At 63.1% G+C, this 26137-nt stretch carries 22 protein-coding genes, 1 tRNA gene and 1 pseudogene; 11 read left to right on the top strand and 13 right to left on the bottom strand.

What is annotated here, in order from left to right:
* Positions 1-20 precede the first annotated feature (20 nt).
* The 6 genes and pseudogenes from Q1W70_RS20765 to Q1W70_RS20740 all read right to left on the bottom strand — a co-directional run bounded on the left by Q1W70_RS20765 (position 21) and on the right by Q1W70_RS20740 (position 5052).
* Positions 21-1436: a DUF2252 domain-containing protein gene (locus Q1W70_RS20765; RefSeq protein WP_166588994.1), complete on the bottom strand. Its 1416-nt coding sequence runs from the start codon at positions 1434-1436 to the stop codon at positions 21-23.
* Between the two features lie 231 nt (positions 1437-1667).
* Positions 1668-1951 (bottom strand): annotated as a pseudogene (locus Q1W70_RS20760) (type II toxin-antitoxin system RelE/ParE family toxin).
* Positions 1941-2183 carry a CopG family ribbon-helix-helix protein gene (locus tag Q1W70_RS20755; protein WP_166589165.1) on the bottom strand — a complete coding sequence of 81 codons (243 nt, stop codon included), beginning with the start codon at positions 2181-2183 and terminating at the stop codon, positions 1941-1943. Before Q1W70_RS20755 ends, Q1W70_RS20760 begins: the two are co-directional and overlap by 11 nt.
* 153 nt (positions 2184-2336) lie before the next feature.
* Positions 2337-4340 carry a peptidase U32 family protein gene (locus Q1W70_RS20750; protein ID WP_182340941.1) on the bottom strand — a complete coding sequence of 668 codons (2004 nt, stop codon included), beginning with the start codon at positions 4338-4340 and terminating at the stop codon, positions 2337-2339.
* A 121-nt stretch (positions 4341-4461) separates the two neighbouring features.
* A complete protein-coding gene (locus tag Q1W70_RS20745) occupies positions 4462-4842 on the bottom strand; it encodes a RidA family protein (protein WP_166588996.1) in 381 nt (126 codons plus the stop codon).
* 135 nt (positions 4843-4977) lie between these two features.
* A tRNA-Gln gene (locus tag Q1W70_RS20740) sits at positions 4978-5052 on the bottom strand.
* Positions 5053-5407: 355 nt separating this feature from the next.
* On the opposite strand from Q1W70_RS20740, the gene Q1W70_RS20735 reads away from it, so the two are divergent.
* The 4 genes from Q1W70_RS20735 (at position 5408) to Q1W70_RS20720 (ending at position 11056) form a co-directional block, all read left to right on the top strand.
* Positions 5408-6781 carry a glutamine synthetase family protein gene (locus Q1W70_RS20735; protein ID WP_182340943.1) on the top strand — a complete coding sequence of 458 codons (1374 nt, stop codon included), beginning with the start codon at positions 5408-5410 and terminating at the stop codon, positions 6779-6781.
* Between the two features lie 7 nt (positions 6782-6788).
* The gene (locus Q1W70_RS20730; RefSeq protein ID WP_302097836.1) at positions 6789-8180 is read left to right on the top strand and encodes an aldehyde dehydrogenase family protein; all 1392 of its coding nucleotides are present in this window, start codon (positions 6789-6791) and stop codon (positions 8178-8180) included.
* A 3-nt stretch (positions 8181-8183) separates the two neighbouring features.
* On the top strand, positions 8184-9344 hold the full coding sequence (locus Q1W70_RS20725) for an iron-containing alcohol dehydrogenase (protein WP_302097835.1): 1161 nt from the start codon (positions 8184-8186) through the stop codon (positions 9342-9344).
* A gap of 146 nt (positions 9345-9490) precedes the next feature.
* Positions 9491-11056, top strand: a complete 1566-nt coding sequence (locus tag Q1W70_RS20720) for an amino acid permease (protein WP_302097834.1) — start codon at positions 9491-9493, stop codon at positions 11054-11056.
* A gap of 389 nt (positions 11057-11445) precedes the next feature.
* Here Q1W70_RS20720 and Q1W70_RS20715 read toward each other — a convergent pair whose 3' ends face one another.
* The 5 genes from Q1W70_RS20715 to Q1W70_RS20695 form a co-directional block, all read right to left on the bottom strand.
* Complete coding sequence (locus tag Q1W70_RS20715; protein ID WP_166589001.1) at positions 11446-11898, bottom strand: YMGG-like glycine zipper-containing protein; 453 nt, start codon at positions 11896-11898, stop codon at positions 11446-11448.
* Positions 11899-11969: 71 nt separating this feature from the next.
* Complete coding sequence (locus tag Q1W70_RS20710; RefSeq protein ID WP_302097833.1) at positions 11970-13379, bottom strand: purine-cytosine permease family protein; 1410 nt, start codon at positions 13377-13379, stop codon at positions 11970-11972.
* A gap of 53 nt (positions 13380-13432) precedes the next feature.
* Positions 13433-14173: a TorF family putative porin gene (locus Q1W70_RS20705; protein ID WP_166589003.1), complete on the bottom strand. Its 741-nt coding sequence runs from the start codon at positions 14171-14173 to the stop codon at positions 13433-13435.
* A gap of 115 nt (positions 14174-14288) precedes the next feature.
* A complete protein-coding gene (locus Q1W70_RS20700; RefSeq protein ID WP_166589004.1) occupies positions 14289-16031 on the bottom strand; it encodes an amidohydrolase in 1743 nt (580 codons plus the stop codon).
* An 841-nt stretch (positions 16032-16872) separates the two neighbouring features.
* Positions 16873-17832 (bottom strand): helix-turn-helix transcriptional regulator, encoded by a 960-nt coding sequence (locus Q1W70_RS20695; RefSeq protein ID WP_166589166.1) that lies wholly within the window; start codon positions 17830-17832, stop codon positions 16873-16875.
* A 242-nt stretch (positions 17833-18074) separates the two neighbouring features.
* Between Q1W70_RS20695 and Q1W70_RS20690 the strand changes: the two genes are divergently transcribed.
* The 7 genes from Q1W70_RS20690 (at position 18075) to Q1W70_RS20660 (ending at position 25187) form a co-directional block, all read left to right on the top strand.
* Complete coding sequence (locus tag Q1W70_RS20690; protein ID WP_166589005.1) at positions 18075-18935, top strand: MurR/RpiR family transcriptional regulator; 861 nt, start codon at positions 18075-18077, stop codon at positions 18933-18935.
* A gap of 37 nt (positions 18936-18972) precedes the next feature.
* Positions 18973-19509, top strand: a complete 537-nt coding sequence (ddpX, locus tag Q1W70_RS20685) for a D-alanyl-D-alanine dipeptidase (RefSeq protein ID WP_166589006.1) — start codon at positions 18973-18975, stop codon at positions 19507-19509.
* Positions 19510-19668: 159 nt separating this feature from the next.
* Complete coding sequence (locus Q1W70_RS20680; RefSeq protein WP_166589007.1) at positions 19669-21249, top strand: ABC transporter substrate-binding protein; 1581 nt, start codon at positions 19669-19671, stop codon at positions 21247-21249.
* A 75-nt stretch (positions 21250-21324) separates the two neighbouring features.
* Positions 21325-22341, top strand: coding sequence for an ABC transporter permease (locus Q1W70_RS20675; protein ID WP_095171400.1), 1017 nt, complete (start codon positions 21325-21327; stop codon positions 22339-22341).
* A 1-nt stretch (position 22342) separates the two neighbouring features.
* Complete coding sequence (gene ddpC, locus Q1W70_RS20670; protein WP_166589008.1) at positions 22343-23224, top strand: D,D-dipeptide ABC transporter permease; 882 nt, start codon at positions 22343-22345, stop codon at positions 23222-23224.
* A 2-nt stretch (positions 23225-23226) separates the two neighbouring features.
* Positions 23227-24216 (top strand): ABC transporter ATP-binding protein, encoded by a 990-nt coding sequence (locus Q1W70_RS20665; RefSeq protein ID WP_182340962.1) that lies wholly within the window; start codon positions 23227-23229, stop codon positions 24214-24216.
* Positions 24216-25187, top strand: coding sequence for an oligopeptide/dipeptide ABC transporter ATP-binding protein (locus tag Q1W70_RS20660; protein WP_185818599.1), 972 nt, complete (start codon positions 24216-24218; stop codon positions 25185-25187). The genes Q1W70_RS20665 and Q1W70_RS20660 overlap by 1 nt, the downstream gene beginning before the upstream one ends.
* A gap of 58 nt (positions 25188-25245) precedes the next feature.
* On the opposite strand, the gene Q1W70_RS20655 is transcribed toward Q1W70_RS20660, so the two are convergent.
* The gene (locus Q1W70_RS20655) at positions 25246-25605 is read right to left on the bottom strand and encodes a BON domain-containing protein (RefSeq protein ID WP_302097830.1); all 360 of its coding nucleotides are present in this window, start codon (positions 25603-25605) and stop codon (positions 25246-25248) included.
* Positions 25606-25764: 159 nt separating this feature from the next.
* Positions 25765-26091 carry a pentapeptide MXKDX repeat protein gene (locus Q1W70_RS20650; protein WP_302097829.1) on the bottom strand — a complete coding sequence of 109 codons (327 nt, stop codon included), beginning with the start codon at positions 26089-26091 and terminating at the stop codon, positions 25765-25767.
* Between the last annotated feature and the right edge of the window lie 46 nt (positions 26092-26137).

Below are 26137 nucleotides of genomic sequence, written 5' to 3'. Positions count from 1 at the left end.
CGCAACATCAGTGCCGCGCCTCACTCCTCCTCTCTCAACGCGATGATCCGCCCGGATTTTTCGGCGGCCAGCAACGTCCCATGGTCGGCGGCATTCTGATCGGCATAGGCGATGGAAAATTTGCCGATGGCCTGGTCGAAGGAGTCGGTCTTGCCCAGGTAACCACTGATGAGCGCCGCATCGCCGGATTTGGCGTGGGCGCGCGCCAGGGTCAGGCCGCACCACTGGGCGTACATTTTCATCCGCGCGGCGGATATGCCTTCGATGGGCGCGGACATTTTCATGTCGCGTAGCTGGCGTACAAAAAAACAGCGACCATTCTGGCTGCGGGTCCAGCCCAGGAAAATGTCGCTGGAGGACTGCATCAGGCGCTGCCCGGTGACCACCCGCTGGCCCTGGTTGTCGTAGTTGCTCTTGCCGGCATAGGGCGCCAGGACCGAGGGACAGGCCTCCTTGAACTGCAGGAGCAACGGGTGATTTTCCGCAGAAAAGAACAGACCGACAAAACAGTAGGTGCCGACGCTCCCAATGCCCACCGCCTTGACCGCAATGTCTTCCAGGCGGTATCGATCGAACAGCACGCGCCGTTCATGGGGCAGTGACAGTCGGTAGTCCTGCAGCGCCAGATGGACGTTGCGCCGGAATCCCTTTTCATTCACATGAAACAGGATCGGCGGCTGATCGATCAGGCGCCGCCGCCCTCCCACTTCACCGCTGATCTTGGGGTAGAGGTAATCGCCGACCCGCATCCTGGCCTTGGCGACCACCTGCTCGCGGATTTTCTTGATTTGCGCATTGGGCGCCATGTCGATGATGGTTTGCGCGTCCAGGCGGTCATACCAGACATCCAGCGGGTTCATCTTGGAGAACCTGCGCAGATTCTCGCGGTAGGCACCCACGCAGCCGGCGGCGATGGCTCGCGCCTCTTTGTCGCCCAGGTCGTTGTCGCGCGCGGCCACGGCAAAGCTGATGGCCAGGCGTTTGACATCCCACTCCCAGGGCGCGGGCAGGGTTTCGTCGAAGTCGTTGATGTCAAAGATCAGGTTGCGCTCAGGGGTGGCGAACAAACCGAAGTTCATCAGGTGGCAATCGCCACAGGCCTGGACCTGGATACCGGTTGTCGGGGTCGCCGCCAGGTCATGGGCCATCAACCCGGCAGAGCCGCGCAGAAAGGTGAAGGGACTGCGCAGCATGCGGCCGTAGCGCACCGGCACCAGGTTGGGCAGTCGATAGCGGTTGGATTCTTCGAGCAGTTCGATGGCGTCCCGCTGCTTGCGCACGGGCTTCCACTGGGCGTGTTGCCCATGGGGCAGACGCTCGCGCAACAACGCGCCGGCGTACAACCGTTCTTTGCGCGACTGAAAGACCCGTTCGTCTCTGGTGTCTTCCGACGGCTCTGGGTTGCGGGCCTCAGGCCGGTTTTTTGGCGGGGGCATGTCCGCTCCTCTGCTCAACGAAGTCTGATTCGCTTGGGCACAGGACCTGGCAATTCGACTGTTCCGTCAGCCCGCAGAAAACCGGTGCGGTGGTAGGCTGGAAAGCGCCAAAGCTAATGGTTCAAGCGTAGCAGCTCTTATCCTCGGTGCTGCATGGTGGGGACACATTCAACAGGTAGCCCTTCGCAGTAGCGACAACGAAGCGACAGGACGGCTCAGATCTCACCGACGTCACCACTTGGAACGTGGGCGCTGCCGTGTGTGGAACACGCCAAGAACTTGAAGGCGATCACCGCGTATTCGATAGGGATCAGATAGGACCAGTTGGGCACCGCCCATTCACGTGTGTTTCTGACCCGGCCTTTACGGCCCATGGCTGGAAGCCGGGCCAGTTTGTCGACGCTGGCGAAGACAGCATCGGAAAAGTCGTTGGCAGCCTTGGGATTTTCAAGGGCAATGTAGCTAGCTTCGTCTTCCACGTTCTTGAGGGCTCTTTCCAGCCACTCAACCCGCACTGTTGCTCCAGCGGCGAGCGCGCATCGCTGCTACCTGGTCATCGGTGGCAAATTTGCCCTCGTCTGCTTCTTTTACCGCCAATTCGATCTGTGCAGTCAGCGCGCGCTCATGCGCGATGTAATCGCGAAGAACGTCCATCGCCAGATAGCTCGCGCTTTGCCCGTTGGTCTTGGCCAGATCGGCGAGGGAGTTTGATAGGTCTTCCGGCAGGATCAGGGATATCCCGGTCATGGCAGCCTCGATGGTGGACATTTGTTGGGCATCTTACACCGTCAACTGCTGGCTTGAAGCCGCAGACCGCCGAGAGGTGTATCTCGAAGTGAATCTGCTCCCTCTTTGCCTGACGGGCGAACGTGACGCCTTGGCATCACGTTCGCTCGGCACTCAGTGCGGGGCGCGGACGATGGTCTTGAGCAGGTCCGCCGGGCTGATGTGCCCGACCACCTGCTGCTGTACACCGCTACCCGGCTGCGGCAGGTCGAGGATGTGGCCCTTGATCTTGCCGACCACGTGCATCTCGCAGGGTTTGCAATCGAACTTCAGGGTCAGCACTTCGTCGCCGTGGATCAGTTGCATCGGCGCGACCTTGGTGCGCACGCCGGTGACGCCCTTGGCCTGTTTCGGGCACAGGTTGAAGGAGAACCGCAGGCAATGCTTGGTGATCATCACCGGCACCTCGCCGGTCTCCTCGTGGGCCTCGAAGGCCGCGTCGATCAGCTTGACCCCATGGCGATGATAGAAGTCCCGGGCTTTCTGGTTGTAGACGTTGGCCAGGAACGACAGGTGGGACTCCGGGTACACCGGCGGCGGGCTCGTCTCGGCCTTGCGTCCACCCCTGGGGTGGGCGTTGACCCGGGCGGCGGTCAGGGCGTCGATGACGTCGCGGCGCGCCGCCTTGAGCTGGGAGTTGGGGATGAAGTAGGCCTGGGGCGCATCCAGCTTGATCGCTGCCGCGTGGTACTGGGTGGTGCCCAGTTGACCGAGCAGGTCGCGCAGTTGCTCCAGGGCCTGCTCAGGTTTGTTGGCGACGCCGAACGGGCCTTCGAGGGCGACGCTGGCACTGATGCCCTCCTCGCTGGTGGCCGTCAGTTCCAGGCGTTCCTCACGCAGGTGCACGTTCCAGTCAACACCCACCCGGCGCTCGGCGGAGGTCTTGAGCAGGGCTTGCTGCCAGTTGTGGTCCAGGTTGCGGTTCAGCGGGTGATTTGGCCGGACCTTGTACAAGTCCGCAGGCATCTCGTTGGGCTCGACGCGGTAGCGGTAGCGCTTCTCGCCGTCCTCCTCGAACTCGCCCTTGGCCTCGGCGATGTTGGCGCGAAAGCCCACCACTTCGCGCTTGATCAGCACGTTGAGGCCGTCGCCGTTGGACAGCGGCTCCTGGGTGACCACCTGCAAGTCGCGCTTGCCGACTTTTTCGACGATGCCCACCGGCAGGCCGGTAAAGGTCGGCGTGTCGAAGGCGCCAATGTCGATCTTGCGGTCGCTGACGAAGTAGTCGGTGCTGCCACGGTGGAAGGTCTTTTCCGGGTCCGGCAGGAAGAAGTGCGCGGTGCGGCCGCTGGAGGCGCGGGCCAGGTCCGGGCGGTCTTCGAGCACATCATCCAGGCGCTGGCGGTAGTAGGCCGTGATGTTCTTCACGTAGCCCATGTCCTTGTAGCGCCCCTCGATCTTGAACGAGCGCACGCCGGCTTCCACCAGGGCGCGGATGTTGGCGCTCTGGTTGTTGTCCTTCATCGACAGCAAATGCTTCTCGAAGGCGACCACACGACCCTGGTCGTCCTTGAGGGTGTACGGCAGGCGGCAGGCCTGGGAGCAGTCGCCCCGGTTGGCGCTGCGACCGTTCTGCGCATGGGAGATGTTGCACTGGCCGGAAAAGGCCACGCACAAGGCGCCATGGATGAAGAACTCGATCGCCGCGTCAGTCTCGTCGGCAATCGCGCGGATCTCTTGCAGGTTCAGCTCGCGCGCCAGCACCAGTTGGGAGAAACCTGCCTGGTCGAGGAACTTCGCCCGGGCCAGGGTGCGGATGTCGGTCTGGGTGCTGGCGTGCAGCTCGATCGGCGGGATATCCAGCTCCATCACCCCCAGGTCCTGGACGATCAGCGCGTCGACGCCGGCGTCGTAGAGCTGATGGATCAGCTTGCGGGCCGGCTCCAGCTCGTTGTCGTGCAGGATGGTGTTGATGGTGGTGAACACCCGGGCATGGTAGCGCCGGGCAAATTCCACCAGGCCTGCGATTTCGCTCACTTCGTTGCAGGCGTTGTGCCGCGCACCAAAGCTTGGGCCACCGATGTACACGGCGTCGGCGCCATGCAGAATGGCCTCGCGGGCAATGGCGACATCGCGGGCGGGGCTGAGTAATTCCAGATGATGTTTAGGCAGGGACATATTTTTTTAGTCGACTTGTCACGGTAGGTGCGCATTGTAGCGGCGAATCACCTGGGCGGCACCCGTGCGCTGCCCGGTGGCGGCCATTGCCTGGGCAAGGCCGCCGTCCGAACCCGCCGACTCAGGCCTTGGCGGCCATCGCGGTGACTTCCACGCGCATGCCTTCAACGGCCAGGGCGGCCACGCCCACGGCGGCGCGGACCGGCCATGGCTTGGCGAAGAAGCGCTGGTAGACCTGGTTGAACGCGGCGCGGTCGGCCATGTCGGTGAGGTAGATGGTCAGGTGCAGCACCCGGTCCATGGAACTGCCGGCCTTCTCCAGTGCGACTTTCAGCGCCTGCAAGGTGCACTCGCTCTGCGCCACGATATCGCCCAGCTCCAGGCTGCCGTCGGCGCGGGTAGGAATCTGGGTCGAGACCAGCAGGCCAGCGAAACCGGCAACGTCGGAAGAGATCGAATCGGCGTCCGGATCGGGAATGAAGGTCAGGTCTTGATTAGCCATGGGGTGCTCCTGCATGAGGGGATAAAAGTCCCGCAGTCTACCGCCCCCGCTGGAAAAAAATCCCAGGCACGGAAAAAACCGCGTCACGGCCCAGGCCGGCGCAGCAGATTTTACGAGACAGATTGCTTTGGAAAATGGCAGGGGCGGCTGGATTCGAACCAACGCATGGCAGGATCAAAACCTGCTGCCTTACCGCTTGGCGACGCCCCTGTAGATGTAGCGACGAGTGCTGGGCACTCACTTGCTGAACCCTTGCACCACGATGACCGTGTAATGGCCAGTGCAAGAATGCGCGGAAATTTACCAAGTTTGTTCGAGTCTGGGAAGCTTTTTTTTAACAAATTTGTTTGAAAACAGCTACTTGCTCATAAGTCATGGCGGTTACCGGCCCTGCGGGGCAGTTTTCTCCCGCTTTTGCTCGGCCAGACTTGCACTTGGCGACAGTCAGCTAAGCTTTGAGCAGCTCATTGCACACGATGCTCATGCTGCAGGTTTTGGGGTTTTCTGGAGAGCGTCTGCAACGGCTAGTCAGACTGCCCACCTCCTTGCTGCAGGATTTGTCGTGATGACCGAGCCTCTCTTAAGCTTCGAAGCACTCAAGCGCGCCGCTGCCAATGGCGAAATCGATACCGTGCTGGTGTGCATGGTCGACATGCAGGGCCGTCTGGTGGGCAAGCGCTTCCAGGTCGAGTTCTTCATCGACAGCGGCCACGAAGAAACCCACTGCTGCAATTACCTGCTGGCCGACGACATCGACATGGAGCCGGTGCCCGGGTACGCGGCCGCCAGCTGGAGCAAAGGCTACGGCGACTTTGTGCTCAAGCCCGACATGAGCACCCTGCGCCGCGTGCCGTGGCTGGAATGCACGGCCCTGGTGCTGTGCGACGTGCTCGACCATCACCACCGCCAGGACCTGCCCCACAGCCCGCGGGCGATCCTCAAGAAACAGGTCGAACGCCTGCGCCAGCGCGGCTACACCGGCATGTTCGCCTCGGAACTGGAGTTCTACCTGTTCGACGAGAGCTACGAGGCCATCCACCAGCGCAACTACCACCAGCCGAAAACCGCCGGGCACTACATCGAGGACTACAACATCCTGCAGACCACCCGCGAGGAGCCGGTGCTGCGGGCGATCCGCAAACACCTGCAGGCCTCGGGCATCCCCGTGGAAAACTCCAAGGGCGAATGGGGGCCAGGGCAGGAAGAGATCAACATCCGCTACGCCGATGCCCTGACCATGGCCGACCACCACGTCATCATCAAGCACGCCTGCAAGGAGATCGCCCAGCTGCAGGGCAAGGCGATCACCTTCATGGCCAAGTGGCGCTACGACGCCGCGGGCTCCAGCAGCCACATCCACAATTCGCTGTGGGACAAGAACGGCAAGAAGCCGCTGTTCTTCGAGGCCAAGGCCGAGTTCGGCATGTCAAAACTGATGCGTGCCTGGGTGGCCGGGCAGCTCAAGTACGCCAACGACATCACCTGTTTTCTCGCGCCCTACATCAACTCCTATAAGCGCTTCCAGGCCGGCACCTTTGCACCCACGCGAGCCGTCTGGAGCCTGGACAATCGCACCGCCGGCTTTCGCCTGTGCGCCGAGGGCAGCAAATCGATCCGCATCGAATGCCGGATCGGCGGGGCCGACCTCAACCCCTACCTGGCCTTCGCCGCCCTGATCGCCGCGGGCCTGGCCGGGATCGACGAGCAGCTCGAACTGGCCCCGCCCTTCGAGGGCGATGCCTATGTCGACAGCCATTTGCCGGAAGTCTCCAAGACCCTGCGCGAGGCCTGCGCCGCACTCAAGGGCTCGGGCATGTTGCGCGAAGCGTTTGGTGACGACGTGATCGACCATTACGTGCACACCGCCGAATGGGAGCAGAAAGAGTACGACCGACGGGTCACCGACTGGGAACTGCAGCGCGGCTTCGAGCGCTATTGAGACCGCCATGACTTCCACTATCCAGCTGATTTCCCCGGTCGATGGCCAGGTCTACGCCGAGCGCCAGCGCGCCGATGCCGGGCAGATCGAACAGGCCCTGGCCAGCGCCGCCAGCGCCCAGGCACTGTGGAAGCGCCGTCCGCTGGATGAACGTGCGGCGCTGTGCAGCGCCGCCGTCGACGCGATGCTGGCGATGCAGGCCGAGATCGTCCCGGAGCTGGCCTGGCAGATGGGCCGCCCGGTACGTTTTGGCGCGGGTGAGCTGCGCGGCTTTGCCGAACGGGCCCGGCACATGATCGCGCTGGCGCCGCAGGCATTGGCGGCGGTCGAGCCTGAACCAATCGCCGGGTTTCGCCGCTGGATCAGTCGCGAGCCACTGGGTACGGTGCTGGTGGTCGCGCCCTGGAACTACCCCTACCTCACCGCCGTAAACAGCATTATTCCGGCGCTGATGGCGGGCAACAGCGTGATCCTCAAGCACGCCTCGCAGACCCTGCTGGTGGGCGAGCGTTTTGCCGAGGCCTTTCGCCGCGCCAATCTGCCCGAAGGGCTGTTCCACAACCTGCTGCTCAGCCACCTGGATACCGCGCAGATGATTGCTGGCGGCCGGGTGCAACAGGTCAACTTCACCGGTTCCGTGGGCGGCGGCAAGGACATGCAGCGGGCGGCCGTCGATACCTTCATCGGCGTCGGCCTGGAGCTCGGCGGCAAGGACCCGGCCTACGTGCGCGCGGACGCCAACCTCGACCACGCGGTGGAGAACCTGGTGGACGGCAGCTTCTTCAACTCCGGGCAAAGCTGCTGCGCCGTCGAGCGCATCTTTGTCGCTGCCAGCCTCTACCCCGCCTTTGTCGAACGGTTTGTCGCCCTGACCCGCCAGTACGTGCTGGGCAACCCGCTGGACCCCGCCACCACGCTGGGCCCGATGGTCACGCCACAGGCCGCGGATTTTGTCCGCGGGCAAATCGCCCAGGCCCTGGCCCAGGGTGGCCGGGCCTTGATCAACCCCGAGGATTTCCCCGCCGACGTGCCAGGCAGCGCTTACCTCGCGCCCCAGGTCCTGGTGGACGTCAGCCATCGAATGGCGGTGATGCGCGACGAAAGTTTTGGCCCGGTGGTCGGCATCATGCCGGTCTGCAGCGACGACGAGGCCATCGCCCTGATCAACGACAGCCCGTTCGGCCTCAGCGCCTCGATCTGGACCCAGGACCTGGCCGCTGCCGAACAGTTGGGCCACGCGATCGACACCGGCACCCTGTTCATGAACCGCTGCGATTACCTGGACCCGGCCCTGGCCTGGACCGGGGTCAAAGACAGCGGGCGCGGCGTCACCCTGTCGAGCCTGGGCTATGAGCACCTGACCCGCGCCAAATCCTTTCATCTGCGCCACGAGATCTGAACCATGAGCCTGACGGGAAACTGGAACTACCCCACCAGCGTACGCTTCGGTGTCGGGCGCATCGCCGAGCTGGCCGACGTCTGCCGCAGCCAGGGCATCCAGCGCCCATTGCTGGTCACCGACAGCGGCCTGGCCCGGGCGCCGATTACGCTCGCAGCGCTCGACGCCTTGCGCGCGGCGGGCCTCGGCGTGGCGCTGTTCAGCGACCTCAAGCCCAACCCGGTGGAAGCCAATCTGGCCGGTGGGTTGCAGGCCTGGCGCACCGGCCAGCACGATGGGGTGATCGCCTTCGGCGGCGGCAGTGGCCTGGACATGGGCAAGCTCATCGCCTTCATGAGTGGCCAGAGCCGGCCGGTCTGGGATTTCGAAGACATCGGCGACTACTGGACCCGCGCCGACGCCAGCCGCATCGCCCCGATCATTGCCGTGCCCACCACCGCCGGGACCGGTTCGGAAGTCGGCCGGGCGGCGGTGATCATCGATGAACGCAGCCACACCAAGCGCATCATTTTCCACCCGAAAATGATGCCACGGGTGGTCATCAGCGACCCGGCCCTGAGTGTCGGCATGCCGGCCAAGGTCACCGCCGGTACCGGCATGGATGCGTTTGCCCACTGCCTGGAAGCCTACTGCGCCCCTGGCTTCCACCCCATGGCCGACGGCATTGCGGTAGAAGGCATGCGCCTGGTGGCCGGGGCCCTGGTCCGCGCTGTGCGCACCCCGGCGGACCTCGAAGCGCGGGCCAACATGCTCGCGGCCGCCGCCATGGGCGCCACCGCCTTCCAGAAAGGCCTGGGCGGCATGCACGCGCTGTCGCACCCGGTGGGAGCGCTGTACGACACCCACCACGGCATGACCAACGCCACGTTCATGCCCTATGTCCTGGCGTTCAACCGCCCGGCCATCGAGGAACGCATCACCCGCCTGGCCGCCTACCTGGGCCTGCCCTCCCCCGGGTTCGACAGCTTCCTGACGTTCGTCCTCAAGTTGCGCAAGGACATCGATGTGCCCCATACCCTGGTCGAACTGGGGGTGGACGATCGCCAGGCCGACCTGATCGCCGACATGGCCGTGGTCGACCCCTGCGCGGGGGGCAATCCGCTGCCCCTGACCCGCGAGGGTGCGGCGCAGATATTCGCCGCGGCCTACCACGGCCGCCTCTAGAGCAATCACCTGGCCCTGACCCGAGCGCGGGCCGGGACAGGGTTTACCCAGCAGTCACAGGAGCAGTACGACAAGGGGTTGAAAGCCATGCCATCCGGTGCTGTCAGCGCGGGTGGACGCGTATCAAAACCTGAAGGGGCACCGACATGAAACCCGCCAGCCAGTCCGACACCAGCACCCCCCATGACGACGACGTCAAGATGCTGCACAGCATGGGCTACGCCCAGCAGCTCTCGCGACGAATGGGGGTGTTCTCCAACTTCGCGATTTCCTTTTCGATCATCTGCATCCTCTCCGGCGGCATCAACTCCCTGGCCCAGGGCACCTCGGGAGCGGGCGGTGCGGCGATTGGCATCGGCTGGCCGATTGGCTGCCTGATCTCCGGGGTGTTCGCCCTGGCCATGGCGCAGATTTCCTCGGCCTACCCCACCGCAGGCGGGCTGTATCACTGGGGCTCGATCCTGGGCAACCGCTTCACCGGCTGGCTGACCGCCTGGTTCAATCTACTGGGGCTGGTGACCGTGCTCGGCGCCATCAACGTCGGCACCTACTACTTCTTTTTCGGCGCCTTTGGACCCGCGCTCGGCATGGAGGACACCACCACAGTCAGGGTGATTTTCCTGGCGGTCCTCACCGGCCTCCAGGCCCTGTGCAACCACCTGGGCATCGGTCTGACGGCACGGCTCACCGACTTTTCCGGCTACCTGATCTTCACCACCGCCCTGGCGCTGACCATCGTCTGCCTGGTCTCGGCGCCCAGCTATGAATTCGCCCGGCTGTGGACCTTCGGCAACTATTCCGGGGCGGCCGGCGGCAGCGTCTGGCCTGAAGTGTCGAATACCTGGATCTTCATGCTCGGCCTGCTCTTGCCGATCTACACCATCACCGGCTACGACGCCTCCGCGCACACCTCCGAAGAGACCCGCAACGCGGCCATGTCGGTGCCCCGGGGCATGGTGATGTCGGTGGTCTGGTCGTTGTTGTTCGGCTGGGTCATGTTGTGCTCGTTCGTGCTGCTGTTGCCGAGCCTGGACGAAGCGGCGAAACAGGGTTGGAACGTGTTTTTCTGGGCCATGGACACCCAGGTCAATCCCAACGTCAAACTCGCGCTGTACGTGGCGATTTTCATTTCCCAGGTGCTCTGCGGGCTGGCCACCGTGACCTCGGTGTCACGCATGATCTTCGCCTTCTCCCGGGATGGCGGCCTGCCCTTCTCGAGAACCCTGGCCGCTGTCTCGCCGACCTTTCGCAGCCCGGTCGCCGCGATCTGGACCGGCGCCACCCTGGCGGTGCTGTTCGACTGGGGCTCGTCGGTGATCTCGATCGGCGCCACCCCGGTCTACACCATCGTGGTCTCCTGCACGGTGATCTTCCTGTTCTTCTCCTTCATCATCCCGATCGTGCTCGGCCTGTTTACCTACGGCACCGCGAAGTGGCCGACCATGGGCCCCTGGAACATGGGGCACGGCTGGTACTCGCTGTTTGCCATTGCGTCGATCATCTCGATGGCGGTGATCTTCATCATCGGCATCCAGCCACCGAACGATTGGGCGCTGTACATCACCATCGGCTTCCTGATCCTCACCGCCATCGTCTGGTTCGGCTTCGAAGCCCGACGCTTCCAGGGCCCACCGATCGGCGACATGATCAGCAAACGCCAGGCGCAAATCGCTGAGGCCGAAGCGGCGCTGAACAAAACAACGGGAAGTTAAGCCGGGCAAGTCACCGTGGGAGCGAGTCTGCTCGCGATGGCAGTGGATCAGGCGCCATCGATGTTGAATGGGCCGGCCTCATCGCGAGCAAGCTCGCTCCCACAGTGTTTTTGCCTGCCAACAGATCTCGCGTACACCCACAATGACAACCCAAAGAAAAAATCCAGCCAGGACAAGCAGGCCGGCCGGTAGGCTGAGCGAAGGTGCAGCGAAGCAAACCGGAGGCGATGCCCCCGGATGGATACCGTAGCGAGGGGCCGAACGCCTGGGGCAAGCGTTTTTTTGGTGGGCCTGTCTCCTGGCCGCTGACCACCCGACAGGGGGATGAGTGACATCCTCGGGGGCTTCATGAACCCCCAAGGATGTGGATGAATGCGCGATGACAACCATCAAGGCGTGACCTGATACCCCTTGCCCTGCAGGCAACTGGTATAGGCGGTGGAACTGGTCGAAGCGCTGGTCTTTTCCTGCTCCCGGCGCTCCTGCCGTTGCCGCGAGCCCCCCACTACCACGCCCGCCGCTGCGGTCTGCTTGGCGCGGTCTTGACGATAGTCCTGCTTCACATCGTCGTCGACCCGGTCGTAGATCTCGTCGTGCTGATTGCCGCGCACCGCGGCCCCCGTCGCACCGGCCGCGGCCCCCACGGCGGCGCCGCGCAGGCGCCCCCCGGACGTCGAGTTGGTGCTCGCGCTCTGGCTGGCCGCCACGTTATGGCATTCACTGATATCGAGCTGGGTTTGCTGCGCGCTTTGGCCTTTTGTCGGCACCACCGTTTCCGCCCATCCCTGGGTGCAGGCAATCGACAAGGCAGCGCACAGGCTAATGGATGACAACCTTCTCATGATGAACTCCCACAGGCCGTTGCACCGGCTCGGTGCAGTCAATCCAGTGTAGATCACCCACGGTTACTCTCCTAAACCACCGGCCGCTGCGGCACTACCGCCAGGGCCGTCGACCTGGCCAGCAGGTAGTAAAGGATGCCCGGCACCAGCAGCCCGACGATCCAGGAAATGTCCACCCCACCCAACTGCGCGACCATCGGCCCGGAATAGTAGTGAGTGTCGACAAACGGCAACTGGATCAACACGCCAATCACGTAGACGCTGATGCCCAGCACGTTCCAGCGCCCGTAGCGGCCTGCGGGGTCGGACAGGGCCGGGATGTCGTAGCGCTCCTTGTTGATGAAGTAGTAATCCACCAGGTTGATCGCGCTCCAGGGGGTGAAGAAGGTCAGCAGGAACAGGATGAAATACTTGAACGCGTTGAGGAACGAGTACTGCCCCAGCAGCGCCAGCGTGGTGGACGCCGCGACAATCAACAGCACGAACACCATGCGGTGCCGGGCCGTCAGCTGCAGGCCACTGCGAAAACCACTGATGATGGTGGCCACGCACATGAAGCTGCCGTAGGCGTTGAGGGTCGAGACGGTGACCTTGCCGAGCACCACGCTCAAATACAGCAAGGAGGCGATCACGCCGGTACTGCCCAGGCCGACGATGGTCGCCACCTCGTGCCCACGAAAACCGCCCCCCGCCAACGCCACGGCGAACACCCCCAGGACCATCGACGCCTGGGCGCCGAGCACGGTTCCCAGGCCGACGGCGGTGAAGGTTTTCCAGGACGAGGTGTTGCTCGGCAGGTAGCGCGAATAGTCCGCCACGTAGGGACCAAAGGCGATCTGCCAGGAGGCCGACAGCGACACCGCCAACAGAAAAGTGCCCCAGGCAAAGTGGCGGTTCTCCAGGAGCAGGCCGATGTCATTGAGGGTCAGCAGCCGGGTGAACAGGTACACAAAGGCAATGATCCCCAGCACACTCGCCACCTTGCCCACCAGGTGGATCACCCGATAGCCGAGGATCGTCAGAAAGGCGATGCACGCGGCAAAGATCAGGATCCCGGCGCTGTCGCTCACATGGATCAACTGGGCAATCGCCTGCCCCGACAGCACCGCGCCCGTGGCGCTGAACCCCAGGTACATCAGGCACACCAGGACAATCGGGATGGCCGCGCCATAGACCCCGAACTGCACCCGGCTGGAGATCATCTGCGGCAGGCCCAGCTTCGGCCCTTGCGCCGCATGCAGGGCAACCACCGCCCCGCCCAGCACCTGGCCGAGCAACAGGCCGATCAGCGACCAGAAGACGTCGCCACCCAGCACCACCGCCAGGGCCCCGGTGACAATCGCGGTAATCTGCAGGTTAGCCCCCAGCCACAGGGTGAACTGGCTGTAGAGGCTGCCATGGCGTTCGGATTCGGGGATGTAGTCGATCGAGCGGATCTCGATCAGTGGATTGCGCTTGGAACTCTCGATGACCTGGGTCATGAACGGCTTTTCCTTGAAGGAACGGACACTGTTGTTGTTATTGCGGCGTCGACTCAGAACGCCTTGCTGGCACTGACCACGACGGTGGCCGTGCACAGGTCGTCATAGCCATACCAACTGGCACACTCGCTTTTTTTCAGGCTGGTGTCGACATAGCTCAGGCCCCAGGTCACGCCGACGAACTCCCGGCTGAGCTTGGCCTCCCATTCGTTGTAGGCCGAGCGCCCGTTGCCGTTGGTGGCCAGGAAAGCTTCATCCTTGGTGTCGTTGCGCCCCAGGCGCAGGTCCAGGCTCAGCTCGGCCGGCAACACCAGGGTGTAGCCCAGGTAGGCATACAGGGTGTCCTGGTCTTCGCCAAACACATTGGGCGTGTCGTTGGAGTAATAGGCCCCCACCTTGACCCCATACAGGTCAAGGATGGCGTAGACCTCACTGAGGTTGAATTGGCCCTCCTTCGGGTAGTCGTACTTGACGTAGCCCAGGTCCAGGCTGATGGCATCGCTGGCCTGCCAGAAGTAACCGGCGTAGTACTCCACTTCCTGGCGGGTCTTGTAGTCATAACCAAAGTCCACATTCGAGGTCCAGGCGCCCAGGTACAGGCCGCTGCTGTGCTGCAGCGTGGCGCCGAACTGCAGCGCCGGGTCGCCAAGGGTCTGGGAGATACCACGGCTGCGGTAGTCGCTGACAGCGGTCAGGCTCATGTCCAGGCTGAAGTCATCGTTGAGGGGCAACGCCTGGCTGGTGATGGGCAACAGGACCAGGCTGGCCAGGGCAAAGCGTGAGAGTGCGTTCATGGAAAACCCTTGTTGTTATGAGTGTGCGGGTTATTGCAGGCACGGCGTTGCCGGCGCCTTGTGCTGCAAGGCGCCCGGCGGTTTGCGGGATCGCTGGGTGGAGGGATGACGCGGGTCAGGACGCGGGGGCGTAGACCTGCTTGCCGGCGAAAAAGGTCTTCAGGACCCGGGTGTCGAACAACTCGTCGTCAGAGACCTTGAACACATCGCGGTCGAGAATGATCAGGTCGGCCTGCTTGCCCGGCGCCAGCGAGCCGATCTGTTGCTCCAGACGCAGAGTCTTGGCGGCGTTGAGGGTATAGGCGTAGAACATGCTCTGGCGATCGAGGCTCTCCTTGGCATTCAACACCCCCAGCGGGCCTTTTCGGGTACTGGCCTGGGCGATGGCGTTGAACGGATTGGGGCTGGACACCGGCCAGTCACTGCCACCGGCAATCACCGCGCCGGCGTTATGCAGCGAGCGGGCGGGATACTGGTAACCGTAGGCAAACGCACTGATGTAAGGCTTGACCAGTTCCACCGTGTACGACTCGCCAGTGGCCCACAGCAGTTGCATCGAGGCGATCACCCCCAGTTGCTTGAAGCGCGGGAACTCCTTGGGGTTGACCAGTTGCAGGTGCGCGATGCTATGGGGCACCGGCGTCGGGCTGAGTTTGCGCGCGTAGGCCACGCCATTCAGGGCTTCACGCACCGCACGGTCACCGACCGCATGCATGTGCAGGATCCAGCCGCGCTTTTCCGCCGCCACCACCAGTTCACCGAAATGCTCCGGGTCGATCAGCAACTGGCCATTTTTATGGCTGTTCTTGAAGGGCACGATGACGGCCGCCGTCTGCCCGGGAAACTCGAGAATGCCATCGGCAAACACCTTGATCCCGGGGAACGTCAGGTTGGGTACACCCTCGAACTGTTTCATCACCGTGGCCAGGACTTCCAGGTCCTGGGGACGGCTCTTCGGATTGGTCAGCATCAAGGCCGCGACGTGGGCACTGAGTTCGCCCTTTTCAGCCAGCGCGCGGTACAACGGCAGGACCCCGGTACTGTCGGCCGTTGCCTTGAAGTCGAACAGCGAATCGTCGCTCCCCGCATTCGCCGCGGCGTCCATCCAGGCAGTGACGCCATACTGGTTGTTGATTTTGACCGCCTCGCGGGCGGCCTTGAGCATGGTCTCCTGGCTCGGTGCAGGGATTTCGTTGCGGATTTTGTCCCAGCGCGATTCGGCGAAATAGCCGTTGGGGGTGAAGTCCGCCTCATGCCCGACAAAACTACGGTCCTGCTCCGACAGGCCTTTGACCAGCGCGGCATCGATCTTCAGGCGCTTGAGCATGGCGTTGTTGGCCCAGCCGGTATGGCCGTCGATACCGCTGAACACCAGCGGCTGATCGGCCCAGCGACCCTGATTGAAACGCTGGCCCATTTCGCGGGCTTTGTCCCAGTAGGCCGAACTGGTCCCGGCAATGCTGATCACGTCGCCGGCCCGGGCACGCCCGGCCTGGTCCTGCTCGATGATCCATTGTTCCAGCTCCGCCAGCGGCTTGACCTCGTCCTGCAGGTTGGCACCCATGCTGTCGAAGGCCGCTACCACCGGGTGGCTGTGGGTGTCGATCAGCCCCGGCATCAGCACCTTGCCCGCCAGGTCGATGCGTTGGGTATTGGCGTCGGCCAGGGCCTGGATCTCGGCGTCGCTGCCCACTTGCAGGATCTTGCCATCTTGCACCGCCACTGCCTGCGCCAGCGCCTGGCCGGGCTCTGCGGTGAACACCTTGCCGTTGAACAGCACCAGGTCAGCCGCGGCCATTGCCGGTACCGCCGTCAGGGCCAGCGCAGCGGCCAACAGGTTGGGAATCAATCGTTGCATCGGGACGCTCTCTTGTTGTTATCGGGCTGGCATCACCCTATAGAACACCAGCGCAGAACGGACCTCTACAAATGAGGGGGGGGGGTACACAGGACAACCCCAGACCCAACCCGTGGGAGCGGGCTTGCTCGCGATAGGCATAGGTATCTACACAACTGTGGTGCGACCAGGATGTTGGATTAGACCGAGTACATATCCATTTTTGCGGTAACGGCCACCTATGGTTCCGCTTTTACAGCGGCTCACTTTTGGAGGAGCCCAAAAGTAAGCAAAAGGCTCTTGCCCCACCACTCGGCACCTCGCTTAGGCTCGGTGTTCCCTCACTCCGGCTTGAATCCGTGGGCCGCCGCCACGCGCCATCCATGGCGCGGGGCGGCTAACCCGGCGTCCTGCCGGGTTACCCACGGCTTCAAGCCTGCGTTCGGCCAGCGTGGTTAACGGGGCGCCCCAGGATCAAAAGCCAGAGCCAGAGCCAGATCAAAAGATGGCTGACTTCGTCAGCGTCTTAGGACGTAGAAGCTACACCGCGCATGCCCTAGCGATCAGGTCGGCTTTTAGGCCGCCTCGCTTTGTTTTTGATCCTGGGCGCCCCGTTAACCACGCTGGCCCAAATCAATGTCGGAGTACGGGCATGCCGAGCCTAAGCGAGGCACCGAGTGGTGGGGCAAAAAGCGTTTTGCTTACTTTTGCCTGGGCCGGCATTCCGGCTGTTCAAAAGTGAGCCGCTGTAAAAGCGGAACCATAGGAGGCCGTTACCGAAGAAATGGATATGTACTCCGCCTAATCCAACACCCCTGAGGCCGCCACGCGAGCAAGCTCGCTCCCACAAGTTTGCTGCGTGTCAGCTGTTGGAGCGCAACGCCGAGCCCAGTTCAACCTTGCTCTTGACCCCCAGCTGCACGTAGCAATTGCGCAGGTAGGTGCGAACGGTGGCGGGGCTCAAGGCCAGGATCCTGGCGATTTCCTTGTAGGAGTGGCCCGCGGCAAACAGCATGGCCGCCGTGCGTTCGCGGGGGGCCAGGACCACCCCGCGCGGTGGCGCTTCGAGGGACAGGATCACGTGCTCGGCATTCGGGCTCAGGGTCAGGGCGCAGCGGCCCAGGCGCATCACACAGGGGACTTTGGCCAGTTGGGCGATGACCTGGGCCGGCAGGTTCGAGCCGTTCCACCCCGGCACTTCGCGGCCAATCGCGGCGCACAACTGCGCGCCCACATACAGCAGGCTGCCGTCCATGCGCGCCACGCCAAAATCGCTGGCGCCATTGCCGGTGTCGAGGCGGATCATGTCCTGCACCTGGAATCGCCACAGCTGCAACAAGTGATCACAGAAGGCCTGGAACAACCCAGCCTCGCACTCATTGAAGGTCGCATCGCCGACGCCCCGGTACAGGCAGACAAAAAAGTACAGGCCGCTTTCGGGTAACTCGAAGGTGATGCTCATCAGGTGATAGAGATCATGCCGGCGGGCGAAGTCGTTCACTTGCTCGTTGGGGTCGGTGAACTCGCTGTCGCGCATCACCTGGCCCAATCGGGTGAAGGTGTCATTGGCGAAGCAATCCAGTTCCGCCACCTGGCTCCACTCCTCGACAAACGACTCCGGCAGGTCGATACGTCCGTGCATCCAGCTTTGCGGCGGCGCGCTGGCATGGGAGGCCGACATCTCGCCCCACCAACCCGAGGCAAAGGGCACCAATTGGCGAAAGGCTTGCAGGCCTTCGGCAATGAAGTGCGAACCGCCCCGCTCCCGCGCCACCCGGGACAGTTGGAGCAGGCAACGATTAAATGCCTCGAACGTGGCCATCGACATCTGTGCAGCGCACAACTCACCCGCAACCATCACGACAACCCCGACTACTGAACAAGCCTGACGTACCTGAGCGCTGGACCATGCCACAGGCGGCGCAACAGCGTCCAGCCAGCCAACCGGGTCATTGCGGACACGGCGCAAAAAGGCGTTGTGTTCCCTCGAGAACCGATGTTATGTTCATAACACGGTCATAATAAATGACACAAACATAACAATCCCGTACCTGGCGCGCCCCTATGTCCATGGAAAAGAACAGTTTTCTGCAGTTGCTGGAACAAAAGTTCTCCAGCCTGACCCCGACCGGCAAGCGCATCGCCAGTTACCTGCTCGGCAACCCGGAGCAATTGCCCTTCGAGTCGGCCGACAGCATCGCCCAGCAGACCTCCACCACCGGAATTTCCGTGGGGCGTTTCTTGCGTTCCCTGGGCTACCAGAATATCGATGAGGTCAAGCAGAGCCTGCGCGGCGAAGCACCGACTTCCTGGCTGATCACCGACCGGATTGCCGCCTTCCGTGCCGAAGCCAACGCCGACGACGCCCTGGAGCGTTCCCAGCATCGTGAGATCGAAGCGATCCAGATGGTCTACGCCCTGGCGCGCGGTGAAACCTTTGCCCAGATCGTGCAGCGCATCTACGAAGCCGATGCGGTGTTCATTCTCGGGATCCAGTCCACACGCGGGATCCTCACGGCCTTCCACAGTCACCTGGAATACATTCGCCCCAAGGTCTACTACGTCGATGGCCTGTCGGGCATTTATGCCGAGACCCTGAACTCCGGCTTCGCCAACCCGTACGCCATCATTGCCGACTTTCGCGCGTACTCCAGTGTGACCCAGACCTTTTGCGACGCGGCGATCGACAACGACCTGCCCCTGGCGCTGATCACCGACCTGCAATGCCCCTGGGCCCGTGACTACCCCCTTGACCTGTTGCAGTTGAAAACCGATGTCGGGCAGTTCTGGGACTCCCCGGCGCCCCTGGCGTGCCTGTTGAACCTGATGGTTTCGGCGGTCGCGGAAAAATACGGCGAGCGCCTCGACGAACGCCTGGCCAGGAACCGTCAACTGCAAAAAGCCTTCGGCCAGTTCGAAGGCTGATACCCCCGCCCCACTGAATCCCAACTGGAGTGTTTGCGTGAGCCACAGCCCCCTTGTAGAAATTGACGCCCAGCGTTATCAGGTGCAAATCGATCTGATCTACGCCAGTGCCGACAACCTGGCTGGAAAAGTGATCTACCCGACGGCGCGTTGCCTGTTGCACAGCGCCGCCGCCGAGTGCCTGGACAAGGCCAGCCAACTGGCGCGCCTGGCCGGTTACACCCTGCGCATCTATGACGCCTACCGCCCGCCGTATGCCCAGTACCTGTTATGGGAAGCCCTGCCCAACAACGACTACGTGCGTGATCCCCACCTGGGCTCGCACCACAGCCGTGGCGTGGCCGTCGACCTGACCCTGGTGGACAGCGACGGCGCGCCGCTGGACATGGGCACGGCCTTCGACGCGATGGAAGAAAAGTCCCACCAGTTTTACCCCGACCTGCCAGCGAGCGTGCAGCGCAACCGCCTGCTGCTGCTGGGGATCATGCTCGGCGCCGGCTTCCAGGCCATCGCCACCGAGTGGTGGCATTTCGAGTTGCCGAACGCCGACGACTACCCCCTGCTGGAGGCCTGACCCCCCCCTGACCAACACGTAACGAAGAAACCGCAGAGTTTCGCCGCTGTATACAACAACAAGATGCTCCGCCCTGCTTCACCTGCTACTGCCCGGTTATAGATTTTATAAAAACAAACCTGACGTACTTCCATACATCGAATGATCAAGGAAACCGGCATGACCCCAATCACCACCGTGACCCGCAAACCTTTTCCCGGCGTCGGCAAACTGCTGCTGAGCGTCCTGTGCAGCGCCCTGAGCCTCGGCGCCTGGCAAGCCGCCACCGCGGCCGTCGCCCAGGACACTCTGGTCATCGGCAAACCCGCCGACCCGCAGACCCTCGACCCGGCCGTGACCTTCGACAACAACGACTGGACCATCACCTACCCGTCCTACCAACGCCTGGTGGGCTACAAGATCGAGGGTGACAAGAGCAGCACCGAAGTCCAGGGCGACCTGGCTGAAAGCTGGACCGTTTCCCCGGACAACCTGGTCTGGGAATTCAAGATCAAGCCCGGCAACAAGTTCGATGACGGCGCCCCTGTGGACGCCGCCGCCGTGAAGTTTTCCTTCGACCGCCTGATGACCCTCAAGCAGGGGCCGTCCGGTGCGTTCCCGGAAGACATGGTGGTCGCCGTGATCGATCCACAGACCATCCGCTTCACCCTCAAGACGCCGTTCGCCCCGTTCCTGTTCACCCTGGCCCACAACGGCGCTTCGATCGTCAACCCGGCCGTGGCCAGCAAGGGCGCCGACACCAACGCCTGGCTGTCCAGCCACACCGCAGGTTCCGGCCCTTACCGCCTGAGCAACTGGCAGAAAGGCCAGTCGCTGACCATGGAGCCCAACCCGCACTTCGCCGGGCCCAAGCCTGCGCTGAAAACCGTGGTGCTGAAGATCATCGCCGAACCGTCGGTGCGCCGCCTGCAACTGGAACGCGGTGACCTGGACATCATCGAAGACATGCCCGAAGACCAGTTGGGCGCACTCGCCAGCAAGCCGGGCGTGGTGGTCAAGGAGTACCCGTCGCTGCGGGTCACCTACCTGTACCTGAACAACAAGAAAGGCCCGCTGACCAGCGTCGACGCCCGCCGGGCGATTACCGAAGCGGTGGACTACAACGGCATCGTCAAGGGCATTCTCAAGGACAAGGCCAAGCTGCTGAACGGGCCGATCCCGGATGGCATGTGGGCCTACGACAGCTCCCTGCCCGAGATGAAGCAGGACATGGCAGCCGCCAAGGAGAGCCTGGCCAAGGCGCCGCAGAAGATCACCAACCTGAGCTACATGTACTCGGACAAGGACGCCAACTGGGAGCCGATCGGCCTGACCCTGCAAGCGGCCCTGGCGCCCCTGGGCATCAACCTCAAGCTGGAGAAAACCGCCAACGCCACCCTGCGTGAGCGTGTCGGCCAGGCCGACTACGACATCGCCGTGGGCACCTGGAGCCCGGACTTCGCCGACCCCTACATGTTCATGAACTTCTGGTTCGACTCCAAGATGCAGGGCCTGCAAGGCAACCGTTCGTTCTACAGCAACCCTCAGGTCGACAGCCTGATCCGCGAGGCCGCCACCACCAGCGACACGGCCAAGCGCGTCGAGCTGTACCAGAGTGCGCAAAAAATGGTGCTCAAGGACAGCGTCTACGCCTACCTCTATCAGAAGAGCTACACCCTGCCGATGCGTGATTCGGTCAAGGGCTACGTGTTCAACCCGATGCTGGAACAGGTGTTCAACCTCGCCGGCATGAGCAAGTAAATCCGCTCCCTCGCGCCAGTCAGCGATGGCTGGCGCGGCTGTTGAATTTTGTCGTTGCTGTGACTGAGGTGCCCAATGGCCTTCCTGACTCTGTTGCGCAAGCGCCTGTTCGGCCTGGTGTTGGTCGTGTTCGGCGTTTCGCTGATTACCTTTGCAATTTCCCACTTGATTCCCGGGGATCCGGCCCGGCTGATCGCTGGCGACCGGGCCAGCGATGCGCTGGTGGCGGGCATTCGTCACCAGTTGGGGCTGGACCTGCCGTTGTACCAACAATACGGCCGCTACCTGATGGACCTGTTGCACGGCGACCTCGGGACGTCGATCCGCACCAACCGTCCGGTGCTGGAAGACTTGCAGGCGTTCTTCCCCGCCACGCTGGAACTGGCCCTGGTGGCGCTGTTCCTGGCGATCCTGGTGGGCGTGCCCCTGGGCGTGCTGTCGGCGGTCTATCACAACCGGGCGATTGACCAGATCGCGCGGACCCTGGCGGTCACTGGCATTTCCACGCCGGCCTTCTGGCTGGGCCTGGGGGCCATTGTGCTGTTCTACGGGCACCTGGGCTGGCTGCCCGGCGGTGGTCGCTTGTCCGAAGGCGTGGCGCCGCCGCCGACCTTCACCGGCTTCTACCTGATCGACGCCCTGCTGGCCGGTGACGGCGGGCTGTTTCTCGACGCCCTGGAACACCTGATCCTCCCGGCCGCGACCCTCGGGTTCGTGACCCTGGGGGTGGTCGCGAGGCAAATCCGCTCGGCGATGCTCGACCAACTGGGCGAGGACTACATCCGCACAGCCCGCGCCTATGGCCTGTCACGCTGGACGGTGATCCTGCGCCATGCGCTACCCAATGCGCTGATCCCGTCGGTGACGGTGCTGGGGCTGACCCTGGGTGACTTGCTGTATGGCGCGGTGCTGACTGAAACCGTGTTCGCCTGGCCCGGCATGGGCGCCTACGTGGTCAAGTCGATCCAGTCCCTGGACTTCCCGGCGGTGATGGGCTTCGCGATCCTGGTGTCGTTTATCTATGTACTGCTGAACATGGCCATCGATCTTCTGTACCGCGTGATCGATCCACGCATTGGCGAGGTGAATTGAAATGTCCCTGACCCTGACAGCCGCGCGCGGTCCGCGCTGGCGCGAAAAACTCGCCTACCTGGCCTACCAGATCCGCCGCAGCCCGCTGACCATGGCCGGCCTGGCGATCACCTTGATTGTCCTGCTGTGCATGATCTTTGCGCCCTGGCTGGCCAGCCATGATCCCAATGCCCTGAACCTCGCCGAGCGTCTGGCACCGCCGTCGGCCGAGCACTGGTTCGGCACCGATGAAGTCGGCCGCGACCTGTTCAGCCGGGTCCTGTACGGCAGCCAGCAATCGGTGGGCGTCGGCCTGTTCGTGGCCTTTTCCTCGTGCTTGATTGGCGGCTTGCTGGGCTGTTTTTCCGGCGTGATCGGCGGGCGTTTCGATGCCCTGACCATGCGCCTGATGGACATCATGCTGTCGGTTCCGTCGCTGGTGCTGATCATGGCCCTGGCTGCCGCGCTGGGCGCCAGCCTGTTCAATGCCATGTTAGCGATTACCCTGGTTCGGATTCCGTCCTATGTGCGCCTGGCCCGCGGCCAGGCCCTGAGCATCCGCCAGATGGGCTACGTCAAGGCCGCCGAAACCTTCGGCGCCGGGCGCTGGCACATGGTCCACTGGCACGTCGCACGCAACGCCATGCCGCCCTTGCTGGTGCAGTTGAGCCTGGACATCGGCAGCGCCATCCTCATGGCGTCGGCCCTGGGCTTCATCGGCCTGGGCGCGCAGCAACCGACCGCCGAATGGGGCGCCATGGTCGCCACCGGGCGCAACTATATCCTCGACAACTGGTGGTACTCGACCTTCCCGGGGCTGGCGATCCTGATCACCGCCACCGGCTTCAACTTGCTGGGCGATGGCGTGCGCGATCTGCTCGACCCACGGCAACAGGGGAAATGACCATGCACACCGCTACGCCTGTATTGGCCATCGATAACCTGAGCCTGGAATTCCCGGCCTACAAGAACAACGTCAAGGCATTGAACGGCGTCTCGCTGCACGTCAATCCGGGGGAAATCGTCGGCGTGGTCGGCGAGTCCGGCTCGGGCAAGTCGGTCACCGCGATGCTCAGCATGCGCCTGCTGCCCGAGCGCAGTTACCGGGTGACCGGTGGCAGCCTGCACATGCTCAACCGCGACATGCTCGCCGCCCCGGAAAAGGACTTGCTGCAGATTCGCGGTCGCGATGCGGCGATGATCTTCCAGGAGCCGATGACCGCGCTCAACCCGACCCGGCGCATTGGCCGGCAGATGCTCGACGTGATCATCCACCACCAGAAGATCAGTGCCGCCGAGGCCCGCACCAAGGCCATTGCGTTGCTGCGTGACATGCACATCGCCAGCCCTGAACAAGTGCTGGAAAGTTATCCCTTCGAGCTGTCCGGCGGCATGCGCCAACGGGTGATGATCGCCCTGGCGTTTTCCTGCGAACCGCAACTGCTGATCGCCGACGAACCGACCACCGCCCTCGACGTCACGGTGCAACGCCAGGTGCTGTTGCTGCTGCGGGAAAAGGCCCGGCAAAAAGGCACGGCGATCTTGCTGATCACCCACGACATGGCGCTGGTCTCGCAGTTCTGCGACCGGGTCTACGTGATGTACACCGGCGCCGTGGTCGAGCAAGGCAGCACGGCCCAGGTGATGGGCAATCCCCAACACCCGTACACCCAGGGACTGCTCAGCGGCCTGCCGGAAATGGTCGAGCCGGGGCAGCCGTTGATGACCATCCCCGGACAGGTGCCTAACCTGGCCTCCCTGCCCGTGGGCTGCACCTTCGAAGACCGCTGCCCCCACAGCATGCCGGTGTGTGGCAAGCGTCCGGTCCTGACCCCCATCCAGGGTGATGAGCAACGCCAAAGCGCGTGCTGGTTGCCGCTTAAGGAGTTTGCGTGATGAACAGTGCGCTGATTCACCCCGTTACCGAAACCGCAGCCGAGATCCTGCGGCTCACGGATGTGCGTGTGCGCTTCCCGGTGAGCAACGATTGGCTGGGGCGGCCACGGGGTTTCGCCCACGCCCTCAATGGCATAGACCTGCAAGTGCGGGCCGGCGAAACCCTGGGCATCGTCGGCGAATCCGGCTGTGGCAAAAGCACCCTGGCCCAGTTGTTGATGGGCCTGCTCGCGCCCAGCAGCGGTGAGCTGAACTGGGCTGCCGGCAGCAAGGGCCCGGGCAGCAGCAACGTGCAGATCGTGTTCCAGGATCCACAGTCGTCCCTCGATCCACGCCTGCCCATCTGGAGGATCATCACTGAACCGCTGTACGCCCGGGGCAACCGCAACCGCGACCAGATGCGCGAGATCGCGGCCACGGTTGCGGCGCAGGTGGGGATCCGCCCGGAGTATCTGGACCGGTTTGCCCACCAGTTTTCCGGTGGCCAACGGCAACGGATCGCCATTGCCAGGGCGCTGTCCTCGGACCCGGATATCATCGTCCTCGACGAGCCGACCTCGGCCCTGGATATCTCGGTGCAGGCGCAGATCCTCAACCTGCTGGCTGAACTGCAACGGGCTCGCAACCTGACGTACATCTTGATCTCGCACAACGTCTCGGTGGTGCGGCACATGGCCGACCGTGTGGCGGTGATGTACCTGGGGCAGATCGTCGAGCTGGGCAGCGCCGCCCAGGTCCTCGAAGAACCGCGCCATCCCTACACTCGCCTGCTGTTCGAAGCGGTGCCGCGCCTGGGGGTTGCCCTGCATGCCGAGCAGGTCGCCGCGCCGACCGAGTTGCCCGGTAACCGACGTCTGCCCGAAGGCTGTTTTTTCCGTGAGCGCTGCAGCTTCAGCACCCACGGCTGCGAACAGCCGCAGGTGATGCGCGGGGGTGAGCAGCAGCGCGTCAGGTGTCACGTCCAGCGGTGATCGAACCGGGCCAGCCGGGGAGCCACTCCCCGGCTGCTAGGGGTGAGATGCGGACCCGCTAAAGCTCATCGTCCTTTTTGCCCGACAACGGCGAGCGGTACTCGTGGCGCTCCTCGGCGTCGGGTGCCTCTATCTCTATGTTGCTGCCCGGCACGAACACGTTAGTCCGCAGTTCCCGGGCGTCGACCTCCATGACTCCCGGCACGCCGCGGGCCAGTTCAATGACCTGATCACATTGGCGATGGGTCAGCACCCTGCCGCTCAGGGCCACTGTGCCGGCGTGCGTCTTGACGTGGACATTCAGGCTCAACGCCTTGTCAAAGAAAGCCAGAGCGGATTTCACCCGGGTGGTGGTCCACGTGTCGTGAACGGCCATGCCCAGGTCGTGGGACAAATGCTGCAAGGAATGATTTTTCATGGCAGAACCCTCTGTTGTGAGTCGTCGCATGGCCGGCGGGTTCGCCGGGCAATACGCACCCCAACACAGGTTAATTATAGTGCGTCGCGCGGTGCCGATTGGCCACGCAAGAAGGCCGCCAGAAAGGCGGCCTAGGGGATCTTGCACACCCGAGGGGTGTTACTGCGCCATGGCGTCTTTTTTCATGGCGTCCTTGCTCATTGCATCTTTACCCATTGCATCCTTGCTCATTGCATCTTTGCTCATTGCATCTTTGCTCATTGCATCTTTGCTCATTGCATCTTTGCCCATTGCGTCCTTGCTCATTGCATCTTTGCCCATTGCATCTTTGCTCATGGCGTCCTTGGACATCGCGTCCTTCTGCATGGCGCCCTTGCTCATGGCATCTTTGGACATGGTGTCCTTGCCCATGGTGTCAGCGGCATAAACGCTGGCGGCGCCCAGTGCCAGGCACATGGACAGGACGGCAGTGGTGATCTTATTCATGGTGTAACTCCTTGAAGCTCAGGTTGCGATTCGACGCAGCGGACGC

Source organism: Pseudomonas kielensis (genome assembly GCF_030505375.1).
Taxonomy (GTDB): domain Bacteria; phylum Pseudomonadota; class Gammaproteobacteria; order Pseudomonadales; family Pseudomonadaceae; genus Aquipseudomonas; species Aquipseudomonas kielensis.
Note: the sequence above shows the minus strand (reverse complement) of the source record. Positions and strands in the feature narration are given on the sequence as shown.

Bases quoted from the DNA above. Each gene is read 5' to 3' on its own strand.
- Q1W70_RS20700 (WP_166589004.1), bottom strand. From the start codon at position 16,031: ATGCAACGATTGATTCCCAACCTGTTGGCCGCTGCGCTGGCCCTGACG.
- Q1W70_RS20680 (WP_166589007.1), top strand. From the start codon at position 19,669: ATGACCCCAATCACCACCGTGACCCGCAAACCTTTTCCCGGCGTCGGC.
- Q1W70_RS20675 (WP_095171400.1), top strand. From the start codon at position 21,325: ATGGCCTTCCTGACTCTGTTGCGCAAGCGCCTGTTCGGCCTGGTGTTG.
- Q1W70_RS20650 (WP_302097829.1), bottom strand. From the start codon at position 26,091: ATGAATAAGATCACCACTGCCGTCCTGTCCATGTGCCTGGCACTGGGC.
- Q1W70_RS20735 (WP_182340943.1), top strand. From the start codon at position 5,408: ATGACCGAGCCTCTCTTAAGCTTCGAAGCACTCAAGCGCGCCGCTGCC.
- Q1W70_RS20715 (WP_166589001.1), bottom strand. From the start codon at position 11,898: ATGAGAAGGTTGTCATCCATTAGCCTGTGCGCTGCCTTGTCGATTGCC.
- Q1W70_RS20705 (WP_166589003.1), bottom strand. From the start codon at position 14,173: ATGAACGCACTCTCACGCTTTGCCCTGGCCAGCCTGGTCCTGTTGCCC.
- Q1W70_RS20660 (WP_185818599.1), top strand. From the start codon at position 24,216: ATGAACAGTGCGCTGATTCACCCCGTTACCGAAACCGCAGCCGAGATC.
- Q1W70_RS20665 (WP_182340962.1), top strand. From the start codon at position 23,227: ATGCACACCGCTACGCCTGTATTGGCCATCGATAACCTGAGCCTGGAA.
- Q1W70_RS20765 (WP_166588994.1), bottom strand. From the start codon at position 1,436: ATGCCCCCGCCAAAAAACCGGCCTGAGGCCCGCAACCCAGAGCCGTCG.
- ddpC (WP_166589008.1), top strand. From the start codon at position 22,343: ATGTCCCTGACCCTGACAGCCGCGCGCGGTCCGCGCTGGCGCGAAAAA.
- Q1W70_RS20730 (WP_302097836.1), top strand. From the start codon at position 6,789: ATGACTTCCACTATCCAGCTGATTTCCCCGGTCGATGGCCAGGTCTAC.
- Q1W70_RS20655 (WP_302097830.1), bottom strand. From the start codon at position 25,605: ATGAAAAATCATTCCTTGCAGCATTTGTCCCACGACCTGGGCATGGCC.
- Q1W70_RS20725 (WP_302097835.1), top strand. From the start codon at position 8,184: ATGAGCCTGACGGGAAACTGGAACTACCCCACCAGCGTACGCTTCGGT.
- Q1W70_RS20710 (WP_302097833.1), bottom strand. From the start codon at position 13,379: ATGACCCAGGTCATCGAGAGTTCCAAGCGCAATCCACTGATCGAGATC.
- Q1W70_RS20750 (WP_182340941.1), bottom strand. From the start codon at position 4,340: ATGTCCCTGCCTAAACATCATCTGGAATTACTCAGCCCCGCCCGCGAT.
- Q1W70_RS20720 (WP_302097834.1), top strand. From the start codon at position 9,491: ATGAAACCCGCCAGCCAGTCCGACACCAGCACCCCCCATGACGACGAC.
- Q1W70_RS20695 (WP_166589166.1), bottom strand. From the start codon at position 17,832: ATGGCCACGTTCGAGGCATTTAATCGTTGCCTGCTCCAACTGTCCCGG.
- Q1W70_RS20755 (WP_166589165.1), bottom strand. From the start codon at position 2,183: ATGACCGGGATATCCCTGATCCTGCCGGAAGACCTATCAAACTCCCTC.
- Q1W70_RS20745 (WP_166588996.1), bottom strand. From the start codon at position 4,842: ATGGCTAATCAAGACCTGACCTTCATTCCCGATCCGGACGCCGATTCG.
- Q1W70_RS20690 (WP_166589005.1), top strand. From the start codon at position 18,075: ATGTCCATGGAAAAGAACAGTTTTCTGCAGTTGCTGGAACAAAAGTTC.